The organism is Erwinia oleae (assembly GCF_000770305.1).
Classification (GTDB): domain Bacteria; phylum Pseudomonadota; class Gammaproteobacteria; order Enterobacterales; family Enterobacteriaceae; genus Erwinia; species Erwinia oleae.
Genome location: NZ_JNVB01000037.1, coordinates 1 through 24,363 on the forward strand (window position 1 = coordinate 1; position 24,363 = coordinate 24,363).

Sequence of the window (24,363 nt, forward strand, 5' to 3'; positions counted from 1 at the left end):
TTCAGACCGTCTTTTATTTTTCCCCGTGTTTCCTACCATGGACATTTTCGCGAACATGGACACTACCGTGGACAGAAACACGCCTTACACCAGAAGGCCCTGGATCACAGCTGCACTCAGCCTGCGCTTTAACGACGCCCTGACTTACCGTGAAATCGCTGAGCAACTGAACATCAGTACTTCCTCTATGCATAAAATGTTCAAGCGTTTTCGCCGCACGGGTATTAACTGGCCGTTGCCGGAGGAATACACGCCTGAGCGCCTGGAGGAGGAGCTCTACGCCTTCAATCTTGAAACAAACCTGCCTGTCAAAAAACGCCGCCCGGACTGGCCACTGGAGTTCAAAATCCGTATGGCGGAACTGAGCCTGCAGCCGGGTGCCTGTGTGGCAGAACTGGCGCGGGAGCATGGTGTTAACGATAACCTGGTGTTTAACTGGCGTAACCTTCATCGACAGGGGCTGCTGGACCCTGCCAGCAGAGCCACTCTCATTCCGGTCACTGTGGAGCCTCTGCCGCCGCCATCCAGACACAACGGGGCCGTATCAGCAGACCTGCCACCGGTCATCAGTTGCAAGTTGACACTGCCGGGCGGCAGCCTGAGCCTGACCGGGCCACTGACGCCGGAGCTGCTGCGTGCAATGGTCAGCGAACTCAGGGATGGTGAGGCATGATTAACTTTCCGGCTGGCTCACGTATCTGGCTGGTCGCTGGCGTGACAGATATGCGCTGCAGCTTCAACGGGCTGGCGGCGAAGGTGCAGAACACGTTGCGAACGGACCCGTTCAGCGGGCACCTGTTTATCTTTCGCGGGCGGCGGGGCGACATGATAAAGGTGCTGTGGGCGGACCGGGACGGCCTGTGCCTGTTCACCAAACGCCTGGAGCGCGGGCAATTCGTCTGGCCGGTGACCCGCGACGGCAAAGTCCACCTGACGCCGGCGCAGCTGTCCATGCTGCTGGAGGGCATAAACTGGAAACATCCGCAGCGGACGGAACGCCCTGGCCTGCGGATATAACCTGCTGTAAAGTGGGTTCATGGACACCCCGCACCCTGATGAAAACGCCCGGCTCAGGGCGCAGCTGCAGGAGCAGCAGACCACCATTCGTAAAATGGCGGAGTATAACCGTCTGCTCTCGCAGCGGGTGGCGGCGTACGCCGGCGAAATTAACCGCCTGAAAGCGCTGGTTGCCAAACTGCAGCGCATGCAGTTTGGCAAAAGCTCTGAAAAGCTGCGTGAGAAAACGGCGCGCCAGGTGCGTGAAGCTGAGGAACGCATCGGTGCCCTGCAGGAGGAGATGGCAGAGGTGCTGGGTGAGCAGCATGACCCGGCGCTCCCGCAGCCGCTGCGCCAGTCTTCCGCCCGCAAACCACTTCCTGCCTCACTGCCCCGCGAAACCCGCATACTGTCCCCGGCAGAAACCGCCTGTCCGGCGTGCGGTGGGGACCTCAGCCCGCTGGGCAGCGACGTGTCGGAGCAGCTGGAGCTCATCAGCAGCGCCTTTAAGGTCATCGAAACGCAGCGGCCCAAACTGGCCTGCTGCCGCTGTGACCACATCTTTCAGGCCTCCATGCCTTCAAAACCCATCGAGCGCAGCTACGCGGGTCCCGGCCTGCTGGCCCGAATCGTCACGGCGAAGTTCGCAGAGCACACACCTCACTATCGTCAGTCGGAGATATACCGCCGTCAGGGCGTGGAGCTGAGCCGGGCCACGCTGGGGCGCTGGTCCGGCGCGGTGAGCGAACTGCTGGATCCGCTGTATGACCTGCTGAAACAGTACGTGCTGATGCCGGGCAAAGTGCACACCGACGATATCCCGGTGCCTGTTCAGGAGCCGGGCAGCGGCAAAACCCGCACGGCACGGCTGTGGGTGTACGTACGGGATGACCGCAACGCGGGTTCGCAACTGCCACCGGCGGTCTGGTTTGCGTACTCACCGGACCGTAAGGGAATGCATCCTCAGCAACACCTTGCCGGGTACAGCGGTATCCTGCAGGCAGATGCTTACGGTGGTTATAACGCGCTGTACGAAGACGGCCGCATTATCGAAGCCGCCTGCATGGCGCATGCCCGGCGAAAAATCCACGACGTTCATGTCCGTACCCCGACCGACATAACAACCGAAGCGCTGAAGCGCATCGGTGAACTGTATGCCATCGAGGCGGAGATCCGCGGCAGTCCGGCAGAGAAACGACTGGCGGTCCGGAAAGGGCGGACCGTCGCGCTTATGCAGTCGCTGTACGACTGGATACAGGCGCAGATGAAGGTGCTATCCCGTCACTCGGATACGGCGAAGGCATTCATGTATATGCTTAAGCAGTGGGATGCGCTGAACCTGTGCTGCCGTAACGGATGGGTGGAAATCGACAACAATATTGCAGAGAACGCTCTTCGTGGCGTAGCGCTTGGCCGCAAAAATTGGCTATTTGCGGGATCAGACAGCGGAGGCGAACGAGCAGCCGTATTGTATTCGCTGATCGGAACCTGCCGTCTGAACGGCGTGGAGCCGGAGGCGTGGCTTCGCTATGTCATTGCTCATATCCAGGACTGGCCGGTAAACCAGCTGCGTAATCTGTTACCCTGGAATACGAATCACCAGATTTGATCTTAGAAAGCCGGCGAAAAACATAAATTTAAATTCAGTCAGACGTTCGTGACTAAGACATTTTCTGCATCTTATTGAAAGTAAAACCTTGCTTGATAAGCTGTTTCTATTTCAATAGAATCCTCGCTTTCGGAGAAAGAAAATGTCTGTTTCAGATGCGCTTCTGGCTTACTCTTTTACCGCCCTTCTTCTGACACTTACCCCCGGGCTCGATACAGCATTAATACTACGAACCGCCTCTGCTGAAGGTGGTAAGAAGGCATTTCAGGCCGCTCTTGGTATAGACACAGGCTGTTATATCTGGGGGGCGATTGTCGCGTTTGGTCTCGGAGCCGTGCTTGCTGTATCGGAAGTCGCGTATTCTCTTCTCAAATGGTGCGGAGCTGGTTATCTGTGCTACATCGGAGTGTTACTGCTCTTCCGTCCCCGTTCCAGTTTTCGTCTGTCAGATGATCAAGTCCATGCTTCAGAAAACTGGTTTTTAAGAGGTATGCTCGGCAACGTTCTTAATCCCAAAATGGGCATCTTCTACGTGTCATTTTTGCCACAATTTATACCCTCCGGACACTCACCGTTTATCTGGACCTTTTTACTTGTATCCATACATGTTCTGATAGGTACATTATGGTCGCTCATCTTAATCATGACCACCCGCTTCGCTTCGAATTTATTAAAAAATGGAAGAGTTATCAGGTGGATGGATATATCGACAGGCGGATTGTTTGTTTTCTTCGCGGTAAGACTTGCCGCCAGTAGCAAATAAAAGTCTGAAATATAGAAATCAGAATTCAACCCGAATATATGGGTCTCCAGACTCCCCTTAATGTAATGGTAATGACCACATTGACTAATATTCATTAGTCAATGTGGTCTCTCAGACTGCAATCATTCCTTCCGGAATCTGACTTTTCAGGCATCAATAAGCCGGTTCAGTTGCTGGCTGAATACCATCAGGATGTATTACTGACATTCTATCTGAAGTCCACAGCCTCCCGGCAGGCAGCAGAAACTGTCGCGATATAGCCTGATTTTTTAAGCCCTTAACTCATCATAGGACACCATTACGTGTTCACGGAAAGCTGGTCGCTCTTTTAATCGAGAATAATAGGCATCAAGGTTTGGTAGTGGCATTCGGTCAATATTTATGTCGTAGTATCGATATAACACATGCCCAAACTGAATATCTGCGAGAGTAAATGCATCCCCGGCCAAAAATGGATGGGACATAAGTTGCTCTTCTGCAATCACAAGTTTCTTCTCTAAGGCGTTCACAGCGATTTTAATCGCGTTGTTGTCACGCTCATGAGAAGGAGTTCGAACAACCCGCCAGAAAATCGGCGCAGTAAAGAGAAGCGCAGCATTCAATTTCGACCACTCCATCCAACGATCAACATCCGCTCTGTCAAATACATCAGATGGCCAGAAGCTTCCTTTCGCGTAACAGTTAGCTAAATATCTCAGGATCGCGCCGGTTTCCCATAATGGTTTGTGATGACCATCCCTGAGGACAGGTATGGTCCTGTTTGGGTTGAGAGCGTAAAAATCGGGTGTATCTGTACCACCAAATCGGTGACCAATATCATACCGCTGATAAGGTAAATTGAGTTCACCTATGCACCACATCAATGCCTGCACATTGGACGAGGTCTTTCTTCCCCAGACTTCAAGCATGCTCGTTATTCCTTTCGCGGTTATTACGTATAAGGTTTTGCTGCAGCTCGTTAAGCGTTGCATCTACCTGCTCATTCAACTTACCAGTGCATTACTCACAAATTCAACGGCTACATGATGAACCACCATCTACCGTAAAAATGCAATACAAAACTTAATACGGTCTGTATGTGACGGTTACGAAGATACACAGGTATTACTGTCCCTTATGGCGATAGCGGTGCCAGCACCTGAGAACGAAGGTCGGTTACAGCCAGAAATTAATGGCGGTATTGAACCGGTCGGTAGAGGCCTGACTGCGAAGGGATATGAAGACGAAGCTGATGCTGAGGCAGTTGCACCACCCGGGGAGCCGAAACCAGTAGAAATACATCGCCCGGAAGACGTCTTGTTGACAGTTCAGACGCCAGCAGAGTCCGATCGTCATGCAGGCAAGTTTTGGCAGTGGTTAAGCGATGGACTGATAACCGGCGAAATCCCTGTTAACACCCCAGGCGCACGAGTACATCTGGTCTCTGGTTTTGTTTTTATCACTGTTCCCGGAATTTTTTATCTCTATCTGAAAAGTTCAGGCCTGGAGAGTAACCAGCGCGAAGCCCTTCAGGAAGATTTTGAACGGCTGGAAAAGCATCGTCGGGTCAAAGGAAAGCGTTTCTATTTTTCACACTTGTATGAAAGTTCCGATCATTCGGGGCCTTTCAAACGAACCAAAGGCTATCTCATTAAAGCGGGTTTGCTCTACCGGGGAAAAAGCGTACCTGACGATAGTCCGGTACTGGTTATTCCCTGACGGGATTATCCGTGTCGTTACATTTTAATCAGGAGGTACATCATGAATAAATTGCGTCCAATGGACTGGGAAGAATTGCTCGAAGAATACTTTTTCTCAAGGGCATTACGCCCGGATACAGAAAAAAGCTATCGTCGCGTGGTGTCGGTATTCAGAAAATATATTGGTGAGGCGGTATTGCCCGATCAGGTCACACATCGTGACCTGATTTTATGGCGCAGAGACATGTTAGGACGAGGTTTAACGACCAGTACCTGGAATAATAAAGTGCGTCATTTGCGTGCACTCTACAACCTGGGAATGAAGAAAAAATGGCTCACGCTTGAGGAAAATCCGCTTAATGAAACGCAGGTACCTTCGGGGACTAAAAGAAAGAAAATTCTCAGCCGTGACCAGCTGGTAAAGGTGAATCTGGTTTTAGAGCAATTTGACGAACGTGAAAAGGGCCGCGTGGGAAAATGTCGTCCCTGCGCGCTCTATCCGGTTTGGTACTGGCAGACGGTCATTGATGTTTTGCGTTCAACCGGTATGCGGCAGAACCAACTCTTGCACATCCGTCTGACGGACGTCGATCTGGAGGCTAACTCCATGTTGCTGTGTAAAGAGGGGAGCAAAACCCATCGCGAGTGGCTGGTACCCGTGGTCAGTTTTGTGCGCCAGCGTATGCGAATACTCGTCGAACGCGCCACAGAGCAGGGCGCTGAGCCAGAAGATTATCTGTTTGATATGAAGCGATTCCTGAATCCATCTGTAGAGGCCAGCTCAGAGCTGGCGATACAGCCTGTTCGCTCGTTCTTCTCCCGGCTAACAAAAGAGTGCGGTTTTAAGGTCAGTCCACATCGCTTCCGCCACACTCTGGCAACAGAAATGATGAAATCACCGGATCGTAATCTGGCAATGGTGAAAGGATTACTGGGGCATCGAAGTGTCAGCACGACCATGGAATACGTTGAATTAGATTTGAAGGTGACAGGACAGGCTTTAGAGGATGAATTGTCACTGTATATGGATGTGATCCCCCCCAACAGGAAGGAAGCCAGACATACCTTGACATAACTTTAACAAGCTGTAAGAATCATTAGTGATCGAGAAAAGGACGCCTGCGTCAACAGGTGTCCTTTTTGAGAGGAACCTAGCTATCAACATCGAGTGTGCAAATTCGGAAAACACTGCGATATCGACTTACCAGTTCCATTGTTCCGCCCGTTAAAGGGTTACCTCTAACCAGCGTGCTTTGATGCAAATAAGTGGTGCCCGGACTCGGAATCGAACCAAGGACACGGGGATTTTCAATCCCCGCGTAGACAAAGGTTGATTTTTAATCAGTGATTGCCATTGCCCGAATAACAAATTCGGGTGATGTATATGCATGTAATTTCTATTATTTCTACCAAAGGCGGCGAAGGTAAGTCTACTCATGCGGCTAACCTCAGTGGCTTTTGTGCAGATGCTGGTCTGAGAACGCTTCTCATTGATGGCGATTATGCCCAGCCAACAGCCTCCAGTTACTACCATCTTCAGTATGAAGCCCCTTACGGCCTGTATGAATTGCTCATGCTGACAGCCGATCTTAACCAGCCACAGCAGCTTATCTCACAAACCACTATTGCCAATCTCGATCTGATTATCTCCAACGATCCCCATGAACAACTCAAAACGGCCATGATGCATGCGCCTGATGGCCGCCTGCGTCTGCGCAATTTATTACAGCACCCTGCTTTTTCCGGATATGACGTGGTCATTATTGATTCGCAGGGTGCCCGTTCCATTATGCTGGAGCTGGTGATGCTGGCAACGAATCACTCAGCGGTCGCTATGATCAAGCCGGTGGTTCCCGACGTTCGCGAGTTTCTGCGTGGGACCATTCCCCTGATGGAGGGGCTGCTTCCGTATAAAGGATTTGGTATTGCGCTGCCGCCGGTGAGAATTCTGGTGAATTGCATGGATTACACCAATCTGGCGAAAGAAGCGCTGACGGCAATTACGAAGATTATTGATGAGGGAACCTACAGCTCAACCGATATTCCGGTCAGTATGCTGGCGACTCAGATATTCGATCTTGATGTTTATAAACTGGGACATAGTTTGTCTCAGCCTGCGCACCGGCTGGAGTATCAGACTGACCGCAGAACGCCACCTGCCGCCCAATCTATTCACGATCTGGCATGTGAGTTGTTCCCCGAGTGGACTGCTCGGTTTGATGTTGTACTGCAAAACCAGCCAAAGGGGGATAAGTAATGAAACTCTATCGTGCAACATACAGCCTCTTATCCCGAAACCGCTTGAATAAAGCATTGGCAGAATGCCGAGGTGTCGGAGGTCAACATGAATAATGCCGAACGGATATTACCTCCACATTCAATCAGTGCTGAGCAATCCGTTCTTGGCGGCCTGATGTTGGATAACGACCGCTGGGATGACATTGCCACGATAGTTTCTGCTGACAGTTTTTTCTCCCGACCACATCGCCTGATATTTATCGCGATGCAGGCGCTGTTAAGTCAGGGGAAACCCATCGATCTGATTACTGTCTCAGAATCGATGGAGCAGCAGGGAGCGCTGGAACAGTGCGGTGGTTTTGCTTATCTGGCCGAACTCTCAAAAAATACCCCCAGTGTGGCCAATATTGTTGCCTATGCGGAATACGTCGCCAGCTATGGGCAAAAACGCCAGCTTCTGGCATTAGGGCATGATCTGGCAGGACAGGCAGCAGACGTCCGTAGCGATGTTGCCGCTCTGATGGAGAAGGCAGAACAACGTCTGTTTGAGATTGCTGGCTTACAGGCTTCCGGTCAGCAGTTTGATTTGATTTCCTCGCTGGAGAGCTATCTTGATGGTCTGGAACAGCGCTGTAGTAGTGAAGACCTGATCACCGGTACTCCCACGCCTTTTGAGCAACTCAATAGTATGACCAGTGGACTCCAGGACAGCGATCTGATTCTGGTCGCTGCACGTCCTTCGATGGGCAAAACCGCGCTGGCCCTGAACCTGTGTGAAGGTGCTCTGGAAAACCGGGCAGAAAAATCAGTGCAGATCTACAGCCTGGAAATGCCGGTTGAACAGCTTTTCTCCCGCTTCATTGCCATGCTGGGTCGCGTCCCGTTGCAAAATCTGCGTAACGGCAATATGGATGATGAAGACTGGGCCAGAGTCAGCGAGGCCAGTAAAAAGCTTCTGGAGTGGAAGGATCGCCTGCTTATCAATGATGATAGCTTTATGACGCCATCGATGCTGCGCTCCCGGGTGCGGAAAAATGTGCGTAAATACGGGCATCCCTCACTGATCCTTCTGGACTACCTGCAACTGATGCGCTGTACGGGGCAGGAAAACCGCACTCAGGAAATTGCCGAGATCTCTCGCTCCCTGAAGTCACTTGCGAAAGAGATTGGCTGCCCGGTTATTGCCCTTTCACAGCTTAACCGCGCGCTGGAGAGCCGTGCAGATAAAAGACCAAACAATGGTGATCTCAGGGACTCCGGGGCGTTAGAGCAAGACGCGGATGTGATTATGTTCATCTACCGCGATGAAGTTTATGACGAGCACTCTTCGGACAAAGGTGTCGCTGAGCTTATTATCGGCAAACAGCGCAACGGCCCAACCGGTACAGTTAAAGTGAAGTATCAGGCAGAAATTACCCGGTTTGAGGATTTCCCGGGAGGTCGCTATGACTTCTAAAAAGGGGCAGGCGTTAGGAGATATGTTGTTGCAGCGTGGGCGCTCTCCGGCACCTGGCGTTGTGGCTGCGTTGCCGGTGAATGAAATGCCGATGGTGTTAACGCTGGATCAACTGCGACCAAACCCGGATAACCCGCGTACTAACCGCAACCCAAAGTATGACGACATCAAAGCATCTATTAGGGTTAAAGGATTGGGGACGGTGCCCAAAATCACCCGGAACCCCGACAGTGCTGAAGATGTATATATTTTCAGCGATGGCGGCAATACCCGTTATGCGATCCTGACTGAACTGTGGGAAGAGACACAGGACGAACGTTTCCGCCGTATCCAGTGTGTTTTCACGCCGTGGCCGGGGCGTTTGAAGTGCGTTATTGGGCATCTGGCTGAAAATGATGTGCGCGGCGATCTTCTTTTTATCGAACGGGCTTTGGGGATTGCAAAAGCTAAGGCCATTTATCAAGAAGAGACGGGGAAAATAGTATCACAGCGCGAACTTGAGCTTTTTCTGCGGACGGAAGGGTATCCCGTCAGCCAGTCAAATATCAGCCGGATGGAGTACACCCTTGAGCACTTATACCCGCATATGCCCGCCTTGTTTAATTCGGGAATTGGTCGGCCACAGGTTGCTCAGCTTGTTACTCTGCGCGGTGCAGCCCTGAAGGCGTGGAATATTTTCACCGTAGATTATCCAGTATCGGTCAGTTTTAACGAGGTATTTGGTACGGTCTGCCATTCCCTCGATGATCCTGAGCATTACACGTTTGAGACGTTAAAAGACGAGTTAATCTCGGCGTTACTCCAGGCAATGCCCGCTCCTGGAATTACCTACGATCGCTGGCTAATCGAACTTGACCCGAATGAGCAGAATAGGCGTAAGTTGTTCGGTGAACCCGCGCCGTTGCCTCAGCATATCGTTGATGCGGATAAGGGTGCTGATGCAAAGGAAGAGAGCATCGTTCCTGCGGCTACGCCGGATTCTCCAGTCAGCCTCATTTCTGAGGCTAACCATTCGGCCAACGAAAAGCCCTCTGCTGTCGTTCGCCAGCCTGATGCCGTTATTTCGCTGTCGGATAATCATGTATCCGTGGATCTGGCTGTATCACAGGAGCCGGTGGAACAAAAGGAAGAGGAGCAGCTTGATTTATATGGTGAGTCAGCTCCTTCAGTGGCGCTTCCTTTCGTATCTGATGCCGCTGCTGTGGAGCACCATGAAGCGCTACCAACTGCGCCGGTAAATAAAGTAGCGGAGTCTCCCGTTGCATTTGCCAACACCGGGTTAGAACCGGTCACGGATATCTGGCAGATTTCCGCTCTCCAGGACGATCCCGAACACTTACAGGATGCTGCTTTTCGTCTGGCGTTTGAGCTGGCTGAAGTGCTTGAGGCCGAGCAGGAGCTTAGTGAAGACAATGCGCCCGGGTCTGTGGGATATCGTCTGGAAGTGCGTGTTCAGCAGGCCTCCCCGATAACGCGACTGTTGGCGGGGCTGGCAGGCGATGCTGATGCTTCGCTGTCAGCGACGGAACTGACAAACATTGTATTCGGGACTGAGCGACCAGAAGACTGGCCTTTGCTGGATGATGTGCAGACAGTGAAGCTCTTACGTTTAATTCGTGTGATACGGCGTTTGCGTGAGCTTCAGCGTCAATGTCGGGATGAAGAGAGGCAGGGATGAATAACTCATATTTACAGCGTCAGGACTGGCCTTCAATTACGCTTGTTACTCTGTGTTTTGTGGCCTGGGGCATTAATATCGGATTACTCTGGGGAGGGCATGAATAATGAACCTGCAAACCGGTATAGCAGCAAACTCATTATTAACGCAACTCCTGATGGAGCTGAAGTCCGGCAATATCCGGCGTTGTGAAGCGATGGGGCTGACGCTGGAAGAAATTCAGGCGCTGAACCAGCTAACGGTCGAGGATTTGCATTATCTTGTAAACTCCTCCGTTTCTATCCTGACCTTTCGTATCAATCACACTAATTTGAACCTGATGCTGGTTCAGGCCCGACAGGAGCAGGTGCGCCTGCAACGTATCGATCGTGCGCTGGCCCTCGGTGGATCGATTGAAATGATGCAGTGCTATTTTGGGTTGACGGCGGCAGAGGTCAGTACGCGTCGACGCCTGGCGGGAATAGTCACCCGGCAGGGGCGTAATCAGACACCCGGCGAGGAGGAGGAGATTGCTATCTGGGAACAGTGGCAGGCGGCAAAGATCGAAAATCTCGACTCTCTGGAAGCGCTGGAAGTCATGATGCTGATTGCTGAGCAACAGGATATTGCCTTAACGTCTGTGTGGACGCTGGTAAAAAGCTGGGTTGAAGAACGACAACAGCGGAATGCAGGCTGATGGCTTTGGCACTGGATAATGTCATTGAGCACACCTTAAACAAAATGACGGCCCGGATTGTGCAGAAAGCACAGTCCGGCGCTGCGGTGAATGAGCAGAGTGGCTTGCTCTATATGGGGAATGTGCATGATGCCATTCCCCGACAGCTTTATCTGGATAACCGATTATCTCCGCTGGATAAAACGGCCTGGGTGATGATCCGGCTTTATGCCCAGCAAAATGAAGGTGCCGTCTTTCCTACCTATGAAGAGCTACAGGTGCAGCTCGCTTCTCCTCATTCTGGCAAGGCCTCCCGGGAAACCGTCAGCCGCACATTATTGATGCTGCGCCTGACCGGGTGGTTAAGCCTGTGCAAACGCGTGCGGGATAGCAGTGGCCGCGTTCGCGGCAATATCTATGCGCAACATGATGAGCCGCTGGGGTTTCGGGATGCGGAGTATTTTGACCCGGGCTGGCTCGATGCTGTGGCCCAGGCCTGCCAGCACGGCAATAAAACCATCCGGCTAACCGCATTAGCTGTACTGAATGACATTAAGCAGGACAAATCCATGCGCCATCGTCATTCCCGCGTCGCTCTAATTGAAACCCGCCTTGCTTCACCGCAAACCCCTCAAGAATTTGCCCTACGACAGGTTATTTCACCAGGTTCGGAAACCGAACTCAGTCAAAAAATTACCGATTCAGGCACCGGATCACCGAGTTCGGATTCCGAACTCAGTATAAATCAGGGGGGAAATTTACCGGGTTCGGAATCCGAACTCAGCCGGAATACAAGGGATTGCGGCAGAGTTCGGAATCCGAACCGTTACGTACGTAGTGTTACACACTGTGTAAAAGATACGTACGTAGGGAAGGGCGAGGCAAAAACCTGGCGTCTGCAATGGCCGTTAGTGCTCACCGAAAATCTGACGACGGCGGACCGGGACAATGTGGAATCCCAGCTACAGGCACTGCCGGAACTTGGGCAGCAGGTACTGGATGAAGTCGCGGAGCGGGTCAGCACGGGCGAGATAAAAAATGTGATCGCTTACCTGCTGGCAACGTTAAAGCGGGCCAGGAATGGGCAATTTAACGTGAATACAGGGGCGGCCAGGCGTAAACCGCAGTCAGCTCAACGGGTGGATAGCCCTGAACCTGTCCTACAGTCTGCTCCGCAGGTGCGCCAGAGAGCGTCCGCAGAGCATATTAGCCGAATGATGGATGAGATCCGCGAAGCCTATAATATGTAAGATTTCAGCAGTTAATAATTGAATATTGATAGGTATAAACTGATTACAGTGTAATCAGTTATAAACGATTGATCAGAGATAATTGATAGGTACAGACTGATTACAGTGTAATCAGTTATAAACGATTGATCAGAGATAATTGATAGGTACAGACTGATTACAGTGTAATCAGTTATAAGCGATTAATCAGCGACAATTGATAGGTGATATTGTTTTTGCCTTTTAAATTGTCGTAACCAGAAAAATACTTTCTCGTTGTTCGAGGGCCGGACAATCTCTGATTATTTCACTCTGCGTAGACAATCGAACAGAGGGTGTAATGACTGAGATTACTGGGAAAAGACCAGGTGCGCTTCATTCAGAATTGCGAATCGATTTGCATACTTTTTATGCCATCAGCACCTGGCAGGGGCGCGAAAAAAACGAAAATAAGGGAGCAATTATCGGTATGCCCCGATTTTTCCGTTTAGTTTCCAATATCAACAGGGATTCCCTGGTGGATAACCCTTACGCTGATGCGGTGATGTATCAGGTCGAAAAACTGATTGATGATGCACATCAGCATATCCAGCGGCAGTTAAATAAAACTGACAAGTACATGATCCAACAATTTCCTGGCATGACATTATCCAGCGTTGTATCTACCAGGCCTCTGAATATTGGTGTTCACAGCCATACTCCGGTGGGTTATCGCTGTGTGTATCTGCTGGTTGGTTTCGACCAGCTAGCATTGAAATTATTTCAGGCACACCATTATGGGTTTATTTCGCGACAGCACCGCGATCATCAATTACAGGATGGTGGGCACCAGATCCGTAAAATATTCACCACGGCGCAGCGTTACCGCTCGTTTCCTGTCAGTCGTAAAGAGCTGGCAATGGGGGGCGATGCGGTGGATCTGGCGCAACAGTATTTTGGTGAACTGGATGATGCCATATTGTCCGGCAAAAAACGTTCCCGTTTCTCACCGCCGGTCAATTCTGAAAGCCTTCGTTTATTAAATAACCGTTTGCGGCCCGAGCCTCTGGAGCATAAGGTAATGGAGGATGTTGATAAACAAGGAGATCAGGATGATTAACATAAACCAGAATAGGGTTGTGGGGGTTGCACTGTCAGCCATGCTGTTAGGCGGCTGTGCAGGGAGCGAGGTAGCTGAATGGAATAAAAAAGTGAGCGATATGAGCTATGGCTTGCTTTCGATGGGTAAGAAAACGGACGCCGGTGACAGTGGAGGGCTTCCCACTTTGTCAAAGAATGCGCCGGTGGTGAACCAGAAGACCGCACGAGATTTTGAAGTCCCGGTAGATGTGGATACTGCGGCTGCGCGTGTTAAGCGATACTACAATTTCATCTCCAGTGATGTCGTGAATACCTTAAAAGGTCAGGGACTGGAGGGGGGAATGAAGGCTGCCGCTATTACTCAGGGAGGATATGCCTGGGATGCGCAGCCGGGGGCCTATTATAAAATGGGCAGGGATTGGGGGGCGGATGAGGGTATTGAAGATAATATCCTTATTGAGCTGGAGAAAAACGGTGCGGGAAGCCGCATGTATATTACCTTCCGCTCAAGTGAAGCCTCGCACGTCAGCGAAGACTACGTGGGTAAATTATTCACCCAAATTAAACAAGTCGCTGAAGGAAAAATACGTTAGCGGCAGCTTCATTACGTGATGGCCGGTCCGGCCATCACTATATTCTCCATATTCGCCGATTTTTTATGCCTGCGCACTGCGGGCAGGGCTTAGCTCATGGTGAATATGGGGTGCAGGTTATTATGGAGAGGCGATGAAACTCTTTTTATGCGAAAAACCCAGTCAGGGGCGTGATATTGCAGCGGTGCTGGGCGCGGTGGAAAAAAAGAATGGCTATCTGTCGGGAGCGGGAGTCGCCGTTACATGGGGATTCGGACATTTACTGGAGCAGGCCAGCCCGGAGAGCTACGGCGAGCAATTCGGGAATCCGTGGAGAACGGAAGTGTTGCCGGTATTACCGACCCACTGGCAAATGCAGGTTAAGCCTGAATCCCGGGCGCAGTTTGAGGTCATCAAGAAGCTGCTGCATAGCGCTGACAGTGTGGTAATTGCTACAGATGCGGACCGTGAGGGCGAGGTGATTGCCCGTGAAATCCTGGAGTATTGTGATTATCGCGGCGGCGTCGAGCGACTCTGGTTATCGGCGCTTGATGATGCCAGCGTCCGCGCGGCCCTGAACGCGATAAAGCCGGGAAGTGTGACTTACCCTTATTATCTTGCCGGGCTTGGCCGCTCCCGGGCCGACTGGCAAATCGGCATGAATTTAACCCGCCTCTATACCGTCAAGGCGCGAGAGTGTGGTTATGGCGATGTGCTTTCCGTGGGGCGGGTTCAGAGTCCTACGCTCAATCTGATTGTTGAGCGCGATCGGGAAATTGCCGGTTTTGTGCCTAAGCCATTCTTTATTGTCACACTGGCGCTAACCGCCAGCGGCCAGCTATTTCAGGCCCAGTGGGTACCTGCTGAATCCTATTGCGACAATGAGAAGCGTTGTATCCATGAATCGATTGCCCGGCAGGTGGTGCTGCTCTGCCAGCAAACGGGCGTCGCATCGGTTATGGAGGTCGAAACCAAACGTGAAACGGTTTCCGCGCCGCTGCCTTTTGATCTCGGTTCGCTGCAACAGCAGTGCTCAAAGCGCTGGGGATTTGGTGCCCAGCAGGTGCTTGATATTGCTCAGGCACTCTATGAAACACATAAAGCCACGACCTACCCGCGTACGGACTGCGGCTTTTTACCAACCTCTATGCTGGCCGAAGCTCCCGTTGTTTTTTCAGCCCTGGAAAAAAGTGACCCGGGCGTATCTGTCTTGCTGGGGCGTTTGCAGCCAGGATACGTCTCCCGCGCCTGGAATGATAAGAAAATCACGGCGCACCACGGGATTATCCCCACCAAACAGCCCTGTGATCTCAGTAAGATGAGTGACGCAGAGCGCCAGGTTTATCAGCTAATCAGGCAGCACTATCTGGCACAGTTTCTGCCCGTTCATGAGCTGGATGCGACCCGCGTTTCTCTGAATTGCGGAGGACAGCTCTTTAAGGCCCGTGGCAATGTCGTGGTGGTGCCCGGCTGGAAGGCGTTATTTGAAAAAGAGCGTGAGGATGATAACCAGCAGGATGAGAGTGATAAAGCTACGCTGCCCGCGTTACGGCAGGGTGAACACTGTCAGGTCGCGGGAGCGGAAGTGAAGTCTCTGCAAACTAAGCCGCCTGAGCATTTTACCGAAGGAACATTAATCGCTGCGATGAAAAATGCCGCGCAGTTTGTGACCGATCCCCGGCTGAAAAAAATCCTGAAAGAGAATGCCGGTCTGGGAACAGAGGCGACCCGTGCCGGGGTTATTGAGACACTACTGGCGCGCGGCTTTATCGTGAAGAAAGGGAAATCACTCCGGGCCACCGTGGTTGCCGGTGAGCTGATGGACCTGCTACCGCTGCCGCTAAAAGATCCGGGCATGACCGCGCTGTGGGAGCAGGCGCTGGATGACATTGCCGAAGGGAAAATGTCGCTGGATGACTTCATGGCAAAGCAATCATCCTGGACAACGCAACTGGTTGATAAAGGGCGTCAGCAGGCAATCCGTCTTACGGTTGCTCCCTCTCCGCCTTGCCCGGTATGTGGCGGTACAACGCGGCAGCGAAAGGGCAAGTCCGGTCCTTTCTGGGGCTGCCTGCGTTATCCGGAATGTACGGGAGTGATAACCCCTCCCCGGCAGAACACCCGAGGCCGGGCGTCAGCTAAAAAGAAAGTACGCTGAGTGGTAGAGAATTATCCGTTGCTATCGCAACGGGGAGTTTGGTATTTTGCCGTTGCTTCTGAAGCACCTCGTCGCTACTGCGGTTATCAGTAGGGCGTATTGCTCTTTACCCGAGGAGTGGATGCGCAAGACGCAAAGACTCAGTGAGAAATGCGTCGGGTTCGAAGGCTCGGCCCCTGAGTTGAAAAATATACGATAAAACAACAGCCTGTGGTGCAGGCATGGCGGGAACAACATCTGGATGATGCGGTTCCCGTTTTTATTGGGGGGCACAGTCCCCGGTCAGTGATGAAAAGTAGAGCACAAGGATGCGATCGTGATATAACCTGATGATTCATTTGATAATCAGGGAAGCGTAGCTCAATGAATGTTTATAAGCTCTCAGTCCAGACCCAGGGCTATTTTCTTATCGAAAAGGACGACTATGAGCAGAGAACTGCGCGGCGTCCCCCGTGGTATAAAATGAGTGATGATGGTGAACCAAGGTATTTTGCCATTTGTCCAGCCTGCAATAATCCGACACAAATTATCGGCTTATATAAACTACCCGCGAATATTTATCACCCTTACGCTAAGCACTATGGCAAGCCAGTTCCTGGGGTTGGAATATATGACAGGGAAGCCTTTGAGTGGTGTCCCTATTCAAATAAAAAGCCCGCCAGCAATGAGAGTAGACCAAAGCGTTTGCCGGGCGTACTGACACAGCAAATCCTCTCCATACTGGTAAAACATTTTGACAAAGTCGTCTGGTTATTAAGCCAATCCACGGGCATCAGAATTGATGAGAAACTTGCCAAAAATATGCTTGTGCAATACAGACGGGAAGAAGGGTGGCTCTACTCCCGGGCAACCTTGATGAATATTCCCTGGGTCTTTGCCTACATGACGGATAATCAGGGCGTGCTTTTTAAAAAGTTCGGTGATAGCACGTTTGCGAATGAGCTTGTAGCCCGCGCGCAGGGCGTTCTGGAATTTACCGACAAGGGATACCTCATCAAGCCGCAAACCTGTAAGGAGTATCTTGATCTGGGTGCTTATTATACTTTGCACCGGTCTGGAGTGGTTGATGATGTACTGACTGAATCAATGGACATGGTTTTTACCCTGAAAAAAGGGTATGCGGAACCGCAGGAGATTTATCGCCAGACTATTTCCTTTGATTTCGAGCATTTTAATAATCTGGTCAATTTTGGTGAGTGGAAAACATCCCCCTGGAATGAGCAGCTTCTTCAGCTTGCCCGGGAAATCCTGGGGGATCTGATCGCTTAGCGCAATACGTTAAATTTGCTCTGGAGTGTCACCCACCATTCATCAGCAATAGGTGGTACTTCTCCCTGACGCTCGGCTTCGCGCAGGCTGAGTAAAATATTCTCCAGGGAGAGTAGAAAGGTGTGATGGTTGTCCTTCATAACAAAATGCAGTTGGGGCAATTCCGGCGAAGGGATGAGTGCACCAAGCGGGTAAGCCCAGTTGGCCGGGATAGATTTTTCAGCCGGAATGGCGGGGGCGTGCTTGTCTGACATAATGTGCTCCAGGTTGATAAAATTCCCTGCCAGTGTTCCTTTTGCGCCGCTGTTTTTCACCAGTAAATCAGATACCCGTCGAAAGGATTTCAGACAATAAGAGTTTAATATTGACATCGTTTCCACTGGTTTAAATAATAACCGGGCTTACTCGTTGTCTCAGACAACAGCCAATGTCCCGGTGATTTGAGAGGGACGCCTTCGGGCGATCACAAGCCAAAGCGACCATGACCTGAGAGGACGCGCTTTCGAGCGGTAACCCCCCTGAACCTTTGAGAGTGGGGATCGCGGTTTACTGCGATAAAGGTATATCTATCCAACTCAACAGACAGTCAGCGCTCTGACGCTGATACCCTGCGGGAAAACTTCCCCAGGGACGTTTCTCCGCTTACCGATTTATTCCCGAGGAGAAACACTATGTCTCAAACTACCCAATCTACCGCTGCTGCTACCCAGACCAGCTATTTCAATCTGCATATTGATGGTATGGGGTATCTCAGCAACATTCGCGAAGTTACTACTGCTAACAATGGCTCTTTCCTGTGCTGTGTGATTAATGCGCTGCACGGTTCGACCGATAAACCGGATTACACGCGTTTCGATGTGACCGTTTCAGGTAAAGAAGCCAGTGATTTGATCCGGCGTTGTCAGAAAGCCGTCGATGAAGAGAAGAAAGTGCTGTTAGGCTTTAAACTCAGCAATCTGACGGCAGATGTGTTTACCCTGACTAAGGGTGAACACGCAGGCGAAACGCGCCCAACCCTCAAAGCCAGACTGATAAAAATTAGCTGGATTAAAGTCGGGCAGGAGATGGTGTTTAAAGCTGAGAAATCAGCTCCAGCACCTGCGGCACCTGCAAGCGCTGAACAAAGACAGTACCCAGGCAATACGTTCTGATTTGCCCATGTAGCCCCCTTACGCCAGAGATCCTCTGGCGTTTTTTTATTTTTGAAATATGAGTTGTTGATTGAGGGAGATAGTGAAGATTCGCACAGTGAGCAGGTCTTTTTGACTGTTTACTGAGGATTTTTATGAAATCACGTTACGTTTTTTCCCTTTGCCTGCTGGCGGCCATACTGACCGGATGCGTTCAGCATCAGCAGCCTGAATCTGCTTCGCTGCTATCGGGCACTCGTCTAACCAGCAATGTTCAGCCGGCCAGTCCCGATGTTTTTGCCACTGCGCCGGAAGTGGTGCGCTACGATCGCTATCTGCTGGTCAGCACCACACCTTCTCAGGCTCAGCGGATGCCGTTGGAGCAGGTGATTGATATCCGCATTCCGGCCTCCCTTTTTCCTGCTGTGGGTGATGCCATGCGCTATGTGCTGCGCCAGTCCGGCTTCAGCCTGTGCGCGATGACGTCGGTCAACCGTGTGCTTTACAGCCAGCCGCTGCCAGCGGTGCATTACCAGCTCGGTCCCGTTCGACTGAGTGAGGCGCTGCAAATCCTGGCTGGTCCGGCCTGGCAACTGGATATCGATGCCGTGCAGCGCGTGGTGTGCCACTCTCTGCGTAAAGGTTACCGTCTCCCCCCTGAAACGACCCCTGCCAGTCAGATCACGCTTGTGCAACCTCCGGTCGTTCAGGCCGTGGCACCTCAGTCTGCATCAACTCCATTGGCTCCGGCGCCTGCCCGGCAAAGGATGTTGAAATGAGCGAGAGAACAGAAAACGTATCCTCTCGTCCGGGCAGAATGATGCGCACTTTGCGTTACGGGGCCTTCACGCTCCTGGCGCTGTGTGTTGCCGGAACGGGCGTTACCGTGATGCGTCAGTCAGCCGACATCAAATCATTACGTATCGCGGTGGGGCAGGCTCCAGGGCGCGATGCTGTGCAGCAGGAACTGGACCAACTGGGGGAGCGGGTCAGCCGCAACGACGAAGCGCTGAAAACCCTGGCGATATCGCTGGAGGCCGTGAAGGGATTGCCCGTGGTGGACACCCTGGCCTTTGAACAACTGGTGCAGCAGGTACGCCAGCTTGAGTCCCGGGAGAGTCAGGCCGCACCGTCGGGGCTTGCGGCCAAGATGGCGCTATTGCAAACCCGCGTGGATGCGCTGGAAAAGCGTGCCAGTGGTGAACAGAGCGCTCCGCCTCCATCTTCTGCCGGAGCTGTGACGCCAGCCGCGAAGAAAACCCCATCCCGGCGTACCCGGGCAATCACAGCCCCTTTTCGCGTGACCAGCATTGAGCGGCGCGGTGGTTCTGTAGTGGTCGCCGTGGCTCCGCTGCGGGCATTCCGCCTTGCCGATATCCGGTTGATAGATACGGGGGAAACGTTTCAGGGCTGGACGCTAATGTCAGCCGCAGGCAATCAGGCCCAATTCAGCGTAGCGGGCCGTACACAGTCCCTGAATGTTCAATAAAAGGAATTAGCCTGATGAAATTAATTACCCTCGTGCTGGGATTAAGTTTGTTTCCCGCCTCCCTCGCCCTGGCAGCTTCGCAAAACGGCCAATTGCAGCAGGGCCGCACGACCAGCGTGAGTACCACGTTGCAGGCGCTGGAGGAGGTGCAGTCGAAGAAAAATGCGCAGGAATGGGGATTGACCGTTGAAGAGTGGCAGCGCTATCAGGCGCTAAACAAGGGACGCCGGGGCGTTTTATCACCGGGGTTAGATCCCATTACCACCCTGGGTATCGAGGCAAGAACGGCAGAAGAGCGCCGCCGCTACGCTGAACTTTCCGTTAAACAGGACTTTCAGCGGGTCGAGTCAGAGCTGGCGTTCCAGCGAGAGATCAATGCCGCCTGGCAGCGTATCTATCCCGATATTTTGCCCGTACAGGCAACCGGTCGCTCCCTCGCTCAGGGTAATGGTCGCCTGGCGCTGTTTGTCCGGGCCGACTGTGTGCCCTGTGAGTCAAAAGTTGCCACACTGCTGGCAGGCCAGCGCCCGCTGGATATCTATCTGGTTGGTAGTGACGGTAAAGATGAGGTGGTGCGAGCCTGGGCAAAAAAACTGGCGATACCCACCGATCGCGTTCGGGCAAAAACCGTCACGCTCAATCACGACCGTGGCCAATGGTTTAAGTTCGGGCAGGGAAGAATGCCCGTAGTGCTGCAACAGGGAGAAAGCGGATGGCAAATTACCGCATTTTAGGCGCCATGATGCTGACCATCGGCAGCCCATTCAGCCAGGCCGCCGACGCGCGACAGCAAATCCCACCGGGCTATTATCAGGTTGCCATGCAGGAGCGGGTGCCTGCCGAGGCGCTGTACAGCCTGGCGCTGACCGAGTCGTCGAAGAAACTTCCCCACGGTATCAGGCCCTGGCCGTGGACTCTCAACGTTGCGGGAAAAGGTTATCGATATGCTACCCGGCAGCAGGCTTACCAGGCGCTGCTGAAGTTTATGCGTCGCTATCCGCTAAAGCGCATCGATGTGGGGATTGCCCAGGTCAATCTGGGCTGGAACGGGCAGCATTTCCGCTCCACTTGGGAAGCATTTGATCCCTACATCAATCTGCACGCCGCAGCCCGTATTTTGCGGGCCTGCTATGACAAAAAACCGGGTAGCTGGATAGCCGCAGCCGGTTGCTATCACCACCCGGCAGGTGGCAAACCTACCCGAACCTATCAGGCCATTGTGAAACGACACCTTAATCAACTGGAGCCAGCGATTGGACAGCTTGCTTCCCGGGGAGTCGCTGAACCTGCACCAGGAGCTATGCCATGAAATCCCGTTTCCTACTCTTCCTGGCGGGAAGTGTGATGCTAAGCGTAATCAGCATCACGGCCAGGGCTGAATTGACGGTTGTAGCTGATTTAGGCGGACAGCTAACGGCCAAATACTTTGAAGGTATCAATAACCAGGGGGCAGCGATTGATTCACAACCGGAATCGTCCCCGGTGCCAGCGGATGTGGCTCTCGGATTACCGATCAGCACGCTGGAAATGACGCCGGGCAGCGTGGCGGCCAGAACGCTGAAGCTGCCGGGCATGCGGCCGCTTTTTTTGGTGGGTGACGATGAGCTGTCCCGCCGCTGGCTGTCCCTGCGCCGGGATACCCTGATCCAGCTAAATGCCACCGGGCTGGTTATCAACGTTGCCAGTATGGGGGCGCTCAGAGATCTGCAACATCACGCCGCAGGGCTGGAGTTGATACCTGCTTCCGGCAGCGATCTGGCAAAGCGGCTGGGACTTTCTCATTACCCGGTACTGTTGACGGAAAAGGGCCTGGAACAATGAGAAGTTTACCGATAGAAAGCCTGGGGCCAGTGATCTGGCTGTTGCTGTTACTCAGCCTGCTGGGCTGGATACCTAAACAGCATGGTTTACTGATGACGGTACTGTGGGATATGCCGTGGCGAATTATCGGTATGCTGCTGGTTTCCCTGCTGTTCAGCCTGATAGTCGAGTATATCGGGATCGCTTTCTTATGGCCGGACCAGGGGGTAGAGCACAGCCGGGCGGTGATGGTCACCGAAAGCGGCTGGTTCGCCGGAGGCTTTACCCGCAGCCTGCTGCTGTCTGCTCCTGTGGCATCGGTCAATAGCTGGATCAGCGCCGGTTATCAGTGGTTGTTTGTAAACAGTGGCTTTATGGGCTGGCTACAGTCGGTACAGAACGTGCAGACGGGCAATTTTGTGACCGACAACCTGAACGTCAGCGGCGTCTGGCTGCTCCAGACCCTGCGTGAATACCTGATGGCCTCCGTGTATGTCACCCTTATTTTCCTGATGCGGTTGACCATTCTGGTGCTGTCGGTGCCCCTGTTTATGCTGGTGGCGCTGGTTGGTGTGGTCGATGGCATGGTCAGACGCGACCTGCGGCGCTACGGGGCGGGGTATGAGTCGAGTTTTCTTTACCATCACGCCAAGCGGTTTGTGAAACCTGCCGTCTATATCCCCTGTGTTCTCTATCTGTCAGCGCCGTTTGCAGTCTATCCGAACCTGTTGTTATTGCCTGCCGCGCTACTGATGGGGTTGGCGATATCGGTGACGATGGGTAGCTTTAAGAAATATTTGTGAAAGCATGGTGCGACCTTCCGGGAGGAAGTCGCTTTTCTCAGGGGTATTCCTGGCGGGCATGCAGAACATCAAGGACTTCAATGCACTCGGCCTGTACCCGATAGACCACCACATAATTGGGATGAGCGACAATTTCCCGTGTGCCGGGAACCCTTCCTGGACGAAATATATAGGGATGCGTCGTTGCCGGGAGGGTGGAGTCTTCAATGCGGTGAAGTAATGACTCAGCGGCGAAAGGATTCTGTTCGGCAATAAACCCGATTAATGTATAGAGTGAGATTCTGGCATTGTCAGTCCATTTGACGGGTAGCATCAGGCCTGCTTCCTTCTCGCTTTTGCCTCTTCAATAATTTTCCACGCGCCAGCCATCACTTCATCGTGAGGAATAGTGGGTTCAGTACTGTTCATCGCAGCCTCTACTTTAGCCCGAAACCAGCGATCGTAGCTGTCAGCCTGCTCCTGAGTCTCAAACTCGGACACGATCGGGGATAGTTTAGTGGTCATTTTCTTCACTCCATATGCTGCTGGACTTTTGACCAGTATAGCCCTTTGTGCTGCTCAGTCCAAGCCGGGATAAACCGGTGAAATAGCAAGCCTGCGCGTCTTTTCATCGGGTTGTCGTGGCCTGCGGGGAGCACAAGCCCGCTTGTGCCGGGGTGGCAAAGAACCCCGATGGCGCGGAACGCGCCACGCTATTGATTCACTCTGAAATTTTCAAATTCCCCATTCTGGTTGTTTGCTGACCTTTTCCTCCCTTTTCGCCAGTCTGGGCCTGCATCCATTCATAAAGGGAGGTTTATATGCTTATCACACCACTGCGGGCGTTATGCCTGGCGGGTTGCCTGTTCGCCGTGTTTTCCGTTCAGGCGGGGGAGAAAGATGAGCTGGCTCTGATCATGAAGCAACTGGATCAGCTCCAGGCCAGCCTGGAGCGCGCCCGCGTGGTGTCGGTTCAGGACGGCCATGATGGTCGTTTTTATTTTGATTACCTGCGGGCTACACAGGATCTCAACACGATGCGCCGAGGGATTGAGTTTTACCTTGAACCCTCTCGCGCTCAACCTTCGGCATCCTTCGTTTCCGGTCAGTATCGCCAGGAGCGCCGGAAATGAATGAAGCCCAGACCGCCGCATTTAAAGCCGCCACCGGCAATGTGGAGCCTGCGGTTCTGAATCTGCTGTTTATTGGTTCACTGCTCGCCCTGCTCATTCTGTGGGCGGGGTGGGGGCTGGTCCATGTTTACCGGGGGTATGCCTCCGGGAACGTTAAAGCCTCTGCGCTTCAGCGCTTTACGGTACGTGTCGTCATTTTGCTGCTGGTCAGTCTGTTCCTGTTCGCCAGTTAACTCTTCTTTTAATTTGTAAGGAAACAACGATGAATTTGCACACTCTTTTCTCCTCTGCCCATCAGATGATCCACCGTGCTTGCCAGGCAACGGCGTGGCTTGCCGTGGGCGCAGTCACCTCAGCCCGGGCGGCGCTGCCTACGGTAGAAGGGCCGAAAACCAGTACCGACAGCTCGTTCTACGGGCAGATTTCCGGTTATCTCAATGATGGCGTTGTGCTGGGCGGCCTGATCCTGGCCGCTGTAGCGCTGCTGGTTGTTGCCAACGCCATTATCGCCACCTTCTCTGAAGTACAGCAGGGTAAATCGACTTGGGCCAAATTTGGCATGCTGGTTGTGGTCGGCATTGTCCTGGTGGTCGCGGTTATCTGGCTGGCAAGCAAAGCCGCCACGGTCATTGTGGGATAAGGCAGGT

General features: G+C 52.6%; 28 protein-coding genes and 1 pseudogene. 25 read left to right on the top strand and 4 right to left on the bottom strand.

What is annotated here, in order from left to right:
* The 4 genes from tnpA to GS12_RS23350 all read left to right on the top strand — a co-directional run.
* Positions 1 to 673: IS66-like element accessory protein TnpA (gene tnpA, locus GS12_RS12830; RefSeq protein ID WP_326929891.1), on the top strand; the 673-nt coding region annotated here is incomplete at its 5' end.
* Positions 670 to 1,017 carry an IS66 family insertion sequence element accessory protein TnpB gene (gene tnpB, locus GS12_RS12835; RefSeq protein ID WP_034947605.1) on the top strand — a complete coding sequence of 116 codons (348 nt, stop codon included), beginning with the start codon at positions 670 to 672 and terminating at the stop codon, positions 1,015 to 1,017. The genes tnpA and tnpB, both read left to right, overlap by 4 nt.
* A 19-nt stretch (positions 1,018 to 1,036) precedes the next feature.
* Positions 1,037 to 2,605, top strand: coding sequence for an IS66 family transposase (gene tnpC, locus GS12_RS12840; protein ID WP_034947609.1), 1,569 nt, complete (start codon positions 1,037 to 1,039; stop codon positions 2,603 to 2,605).
* 142 nt (positions 2,606 to 2,747) lie between these two features.
* Positions 2,748 to 3,368: a LysE family translocator gene (locus GS12_RS23350; RefSeq protein WP_072016886.1), complete on the top strand. Its 621-nt coding sequence runs from the start codon at positions 2,748 to 2,750 to the stop codon at positions 3,366 to 3,368.
* A gap of 269 nt (positions 3,369 to 3,637) precedes the next feature.
* On the opposite strand, the gene GS12_RS12850 is transcribed toward GS12_RS23350, so the two are convergent.
* Positions 3,638 to 4,276, bottom strand: a complete 639-nt coding sequence (locus tag GS12_RS12850; RefSeq protein ID WP_034947615.1) for a glutathione S-transferase family protein — start codon at positions 4,274 to 4,276, stop codon at positions 3,638 to 3,640.
* 436 nt (positions 4,277 to 4,712) lie between these two features.
* On the opposite strand from GS12_RS12850, the pseudogene GS12_RS25310 reads away from it, so the two are divergent.
* The 11 genes and pseudogenes from GS12_RS25310 to GS12_RS12905 all read left to right on the top strand — a co-directional run.
* Positions 4,713 to 5,066, top strand: a pseudogene (locus tag GS12_RS25310) (conjugal transfer nickase/helicase domain-containing protein); the annotation flags it as partial.
* Positions 5,067 to 5,108: 42 nt separating this feature from the next.
* A complete protein-coding gene (locus GS12_RS12860) occupies positions 5,109 to 6,122 on the top strand; it encodes a tyrosine-type recombinase/integrase (protein ID WP_034947618.1) in 1,014 nt (337 codons plus the stop codon).
* 309 nt (positions 6,123 to 6,431) lie between these two features.
* Positions 6,432 to 7,304 carry a ParA family protein gene (locus GS12_RS12865; RefSeq protein WP_034947721.1) on the top strand — a complete coding sequence of 291 codons (873 nt, stop codon included), beginning with the start codon at positions 6,432 to 6,434 and terminating at the stop codon, positions 7,302 to 7,304.
* Between the two features lie 87 nt (positions 7,305 to 7,391).
* Complete coding sequence (gene dnaB-PI / locus GS12_RS12870; protein ID WP_034947724.1) at positions 7,392 to 8,741, top strand: SPI-7-type island replicative DNA helicase; 1,350 nt, start codon at positions 7,392 to 7,394, stop codon at positions 8,739 to 8,741.
* Positions 8,731 to 10,419, top strand: a complete 1,689-nt coding sequence (locus GS12_RS12875; RefSeq protein ID WP_034947622.1) for a ParB family protein — start codon at positions 8,731 to 8,733, stop codon at positions 10,417 to 10,419. Before dnaB-PI ends, GS12_RS12875 begins: the two co-directional genes overlap by 11 nt.
* Before the next feature lie 106 nt (positions 10,420 to 10,525).
* Positions 10,526 to 11,095 carry a DUF2857 domain-containing protein gene (locus GS12_RS12880; RefSeq protein ID WP_034947625.1) on the top strand — a complete coding sequence of 190 codons (570 nt, stop codon included), beginning with the start codon at positions 10,526 to 10,528 and terminating at the stop codon, positions 11,093 to 11,095.
* The gene (locus GS12_RS12885) at positions 11,095 to 12,324 is read left to right on the top strand and encodes an STY4528 family pathogenicity island replication protein (RefSeq protein WP_034947629.1); all 1,230 of its coding nucleotides are present in this window, start codon (positions 11,095 to 11,097) and stop codon (positions 12,322 to 12,324) included. The genes GS12_RS12880 and GS12_RS12885 overlap by 1 nt, the downstream gene beginning before the upstream one ends.
* Positions 12,325 to 12,643: 319 nt before the next feature.
* Positions 12,644 to 13,402: a PFL_4669 family integrating conjugative element protein gene (locus tag GS12_RS12890; RefSeq protein WP_072016887.1), complete on the top strand. Its 759-nt coding sequence runs from the start codon at positions 12,644 to 12,646 to the stop codon at positions 13,400 to 13,402.
* A complete protein-coding gene (locus tag GS12_RS12895) occupies positions 13,395 to 13,976 on the top strand; it encodes a hypothetical protein (protein WP_034947632.1) in 582 nt (193 codons plus the stop codon). The genes GS12_RS12890 and GS12_RS12895 overlap by 8 nt, the downstream gene beginning before the upstream one ends.
* A gap of 133 nt (positions 13,977 to 14,109) precedes the next feature.
* Entirely contained in the window at positions 14,110 to 16,113 is a 2,004-nt protein-coding gene (locus GS12_RS12900) for a DNA topoisomerase III (RefSeq protein WP_034947635.1), read from the top strand.
* 363 nt (positions 16,114 to 16,476) lie between these two features.
* Entirely contained in the window at positions 16,477 to 17,382 is a 906-nt protein-coding gene (locus GS12_RS12905; RefSeq protein ID WP_034947638.1) for a hypothetical protein, read from the top strand.
* On the opposite strand, the gene GS12_RS12910 is transcribed toward GS12_RS12905, so the two are convergent.
* The gene (locus GS12_RS12910) at positions 17,379 to 17,753 is read right to left on the bottom strand and encodes a hypothetical protein (protein ID WP_235421158.1); all 375 of its coding nucleotides are present in this window, start codon (positions 17,751 to 17,753) and stop codon (positions 17,379 to 17,381) included. The genes GS12_RS12905 and GS12_RS12910 overlap by 4 nt on opposite strands.
* A 300-nt stretch (positions 17,754 to 18,053) precedes the next feature.
* Here GS12_RS12910 and GS12_RS12915 point away from each other — a divergent pair, with 300 nt between their 5' ends.
* The 7 genes from GS12_RS12915 to GS12_RS12945 all read left to right on the top strand — a co-directional run bounded on the left by GS12_RS12915 (position 18,054) and on the right by GS12_RS12945 (position 22,604).
* The gene (locus tag GS12_RS12915; protein ID WP_034947644.1) at positions 18,054 to 18,533 is read left to right on the top strand and encodes an STY4534 family ICE replication protein; all 480 of its coding nucleotides are present in this window, start codon (positions 18,054 to 18,056) and stop codon (positions 18,531 to 18,533) included.
* A 134-nt stretch (positions 18,534 to 18,667) separates the two neighbouring features.
* Positions 18,668 to 19,291, top strand: coding sequence for a PFGI-1 class ICE element type IV pilus protein PilL2 (gene pilL2, locus GS12_RS12920; RefSeq protein WP_034947648.1), 624 nt, complete (start codon positions 18,668 to 18,670; stop codon positions 19,289 to 19,291).
* Entirely contained in the window at positions 19,288 to 20,001 is a 714-nt protein-coding gene (locus tag GS12_RS23015) for a hypothetical protein (protein ID WP_052118450.1), read from the top strand. Before pilL2 ends, GS12_RS23015 begins: the two co-directional genes overlap by 4 nt.
* Positions 20,002 to 20,015: 14 nt before the next feature.
* Positions 20,016 to 20,735: a TIGR03759 family integrating conjugative element protein gene (locus GS12_RS12930; RefSeq protein WP_034947651.1), complete on the top strand. Its 720-nt coding sequence runs from the start codon at positions 20,016 to 20,018 to the stop codon at positions 20,733 to 20,735.
* Between the two features lie 5 nt (positions 20,736 to 20,740).
* Positions 20,741 to 21,310 (top strand): transglycosylase SLT domain-containing protein, encoded by a 570-nt coding sequence (locus tag GS12_RS12935; protein WP_200884522.1) that lies wholly within the window; start codon positions 20,741 to 20,743, stop codon positions 21,308 to 21,310.
* Positions 21,307 to 21,822, top strand: a complete 516-nt coding sequence (locus GS12_RS12940; RefSeq protein ID WP_034947654.1) for an integrating conjugative element protein — start codon at positions 21,307 to 21,309, stop codon at positions 21,820 to 21,822. Before GS12_RS12935 ends, GS12_RS12940 begins: the two co-directional genes overlap by 4 nt.
* Positions 21,819 to 22,604: a TIGR03747 family integrating conjugative element membrane protein gene (locus GS12_RS12945; protein ID WP_084089697.1), complete on the top strand. Its 786-nt coding sequence runs from the start codon at positions 21,819 to 21,821 to the stop codon at positions 22,602 to 22,604. The genes GS12_RS12940 and GS12_RS12945 overlap by 4 nt, the downstream gene beginning before the upstream one ends.
* A 37-nt stretch (positions 22,605 to 22,641) precedes the next feature.
* Here the strand turns inward: GS12_RS12945 and GS12_RS12950 are convergent, their stop codons facing one another.
* Both GS12_RS12950 and relB read right to left on the bottom strand, forming a co-directional pair.
* Positions 22,642 to 22,917 carry a type II toxin-antitoxin system RelE/ParE family toxin gene (locus GS12_RS12950; RefSeq protein WP_034947657.1) on the bottom strand — a complete coding sequence of 92 codons (276 nt, stop codon included), beginning with the start codon at positions 22,915 to 22,917 and terminating at the stop codon, positions 22,642 to 22,644.
* Complete coding sequence (gene relB / locus GS12_RS12955) at positions 22,917 to 23,108, bottom strand: type II toxin-antitoxin system RelB family antitoxin (protein ID WP_034947660.1); 192 nt, start codon at positions 23,106 to 23,108, stop codon at positions 22,917 to 22,919. Before relB ends, GS12_RS12950 begins: the two co-directional genes overlap by 1 nt.
* A gap of 296 nt (positions 23,109 to 23,404) precedes the next feature.
* Here relB and GS12_RS12960 point away from each other — a divergent pair, with 296 nt between their 5' ends.
* Genes GS12_RS12960 through GS12_RS12970 form a run of 3 tightly spaced genes read left to right on the top strand, consistent with a single transcriptional unit; the run spans position 23,405 to position 24,356 of the window.
* Entirely contained in the window at positions 23,405 to 23,716 is a 312-nt protein-coding gene (locus GS12_RS12960) for an integrative conjugative element protein, RAQPRD family (protein WP_034947663.1), read from the top strand.
* Complete coding sequence (locus tag GS12_RS12965) at positions 23,713 to 23,949, top strand: TIGR03758 family integrating conjugative element protein (protein WP_034947666.1); 237 nt, start codon at positions 23,713 to 23,715, stop codon at positions 23,947 to 23,949. Before GS12_RS12960 ends, GS12_RS12965 begins: the two co-directional genes overlap by 4 nt.
* A 35-nt stretch (positions 23,950 to 23,984) precedes the next feature.
* Positions 23,985 to 24,356 carry a TIGR03745 family integrating conjugative element membrane protein gene (locus GS12_RS12970; protein WP_034947736.1) on the top strand — a complete coding sequence of 124 codons (372 nt, stop codon included), beginning with the start codon at positions 23,985 to 23,987 and terminating at the stop codon, positions 24,354 to 24,356.
* Positions 24,357 to 24,363: the final 7 nt, after the last annotated feature.

Bases quoted from the DNA above. Each gene is read 5' to 3' on its own strand.
- tnpB (WP_034947605.1), top strand. From the start codon at position 670: ATGATTAACTTTCCGGCTGGCTCACGTATCTGGCTGGTCGCTGGCGTG.
- tnpC (WP_034947609.1), top strand. From the start codon at position 1,037: ATGGACACCCCGCACCCTGATGAAAACGCCCGGCTCAGGGCGCAGCTG.
- GS12_RS23350 (WP_072016886.1), top strand. From the start codon at position 2,748: ATGTCTGTTTCAGATGCGCTTCTGGCTTACTCTTTTACCGCCCTTCTT.
- GS12_RS12850 (WP_034947615.1), bottom strand. From the start codon at position 4,276: ATGCTTGAAGTCTGGGGAAGAAAGACCTCGTCCAATGTGCAGGCATTG.
- GS12_RS12860 (WP_034947618.1), top strand. From the start codon at position 5,109: ATGAATAAATTGCGTCCAATGGACTGGGAAGAATTGCTCGAAGAATAC.
- GS12_RS12865 (WP_034947721.1), top strand. From the start codon at position 6,432: ATGCATGTAATTTCTATTATTTCTACCAAAGGCGGCGAAGGTAAGTCT.
- dnaB-PI (WP_034947724.1), top strand. From the start codon at position 7,392: ATGAATAATGCCGAACGGATATTACCTCCACATTCAATCAGTGCTGAG.
- GS12_RS12875 (WP_034947622.1), top strand. From the start codon at position 8,731: ATGACTTCTAAAAAGGGGCAGGCGTTAGGAGATATGTTGTTGCAGCGT.
- GS12_RS12880 (WP_034947625.1), top strand. From the start codon at position 10,526: ATGAACCTGCAAACCGGTATAGCAGCAAACTCATTATTAACGCAACTC.
- GS12_RS12885 (WP_034947629.1), top strand. From the start codon at position 11,095: ATGGCTTTGGCACTGGATAATGTCATTGAGCACACCTTAAACAAAATG.
- GS12_RS12890 (WP_072016887.1), top strand. From the start codon at position 12,644: ATGACTGAGATTACTGGGAAAAGACCAGGTGCGCTTCATTCAGAATTG.
- GS12_RS12895 (WP_034947632.1), top strand. From the start codon at position 13,395: ATGATTAACATAAACCAGAATAGGGTTGTGGGGGTTGCACTGTCAGCC.
- GS12_RS12900 (WP_034947635.1), top strand. From the start codon at position 14,110: ATGAAACTCTTTTTATGCGAAAAACCCAGTCAGGGGCGTGATATTGCA.
- GS12_RS12905 (WP_034947638.1), top strand. From the start codon at position 16,477: ATGAATGTTTATAAGCTCTCAGTCCAGACCCAGGGCTATTTTCTTATC.
- GS12_RS12910 (WP_235421158.1), bottom strand. From the start codon at position 17,753: ATGTCAATATTAAACTCTTATTGTCTGAAATCCTTTCGACGGGTATCT.
- GS12_RS12915 (WP_034947644.1), top strand. From the start codon at position 18,054: ATGTCTCAAACTACCCAATCTACCGCTGCTGCTACCCAGACCAGCTAT.
- pilL2 (WP_034947648.1), top strand. From the start codon at position 18,668: ATGAAATCACGTTACGTTTTTTCCCTTTGCCTGCTGGCGGCCATACTG.
- GS12_RS23015 (WP_052118450.1), top strand. From the start codon at position 19,288: ATGAGCGAGAGAACAGAAAACGTATCCTCTCGTCCGGGCAGAATGATG.
- GS12_RS12930 (WP_034947651.1), top strand. From the start codon at position 20,016: ATGAAATTAATTACCCTCGTGCTGGGATTAAGTTTGTTTCCCGCCTCC.
- GS12_RS12935 (WP_200884522.1), top strand. From the start codon at position 20,741: ATGATGCTGACCATCGGCAGCCCATTCAGCCAGGCCGCCGACGCGCGA.
- GS12_RS12940 (WP_034947654.1), top strand. From the start codon at position 21,307: ATGAAATCCCGTTTCCTACTCTTCCTGGCGGGAAGTGTGATGCTAAGC.
- GS12_RS12945 (WP_084089697.1), top strand. From the start codon at position 21,819: ATGAGAAGTTTACCGATAGAAAGCCTGGGGCCAGTGATCTGGCTGTTG.
- GS12_RS12950 (WP_034947657.1), bottom strand. From the start codon at position 22,917: ATGCTACCCGTCAAATGGACTGACAATGCCAGAATCTCACTCTATACA.
- relB (WP_034947660.1), bottom strand. From the start codon at position 23,108: ATGACCACTAAACTATCCCCGATCGTGTCCGAGTTTGAGACTCAGGAG.
- GS12_RS12960 (WP_034947663.1), top strand. From the start codon at position 23,405: ATGCTTATCACACCACTGCGGGCGTTATGCCTGGCGGGTTGCCTGTTC.
- GS12_RS12965 (WP_034947666.1), top strand. From the start codon at position 23,713: ATGAATGAAGCCCAGACCGCCGCATTTAAAGCCGCCACCGGCAATGTG.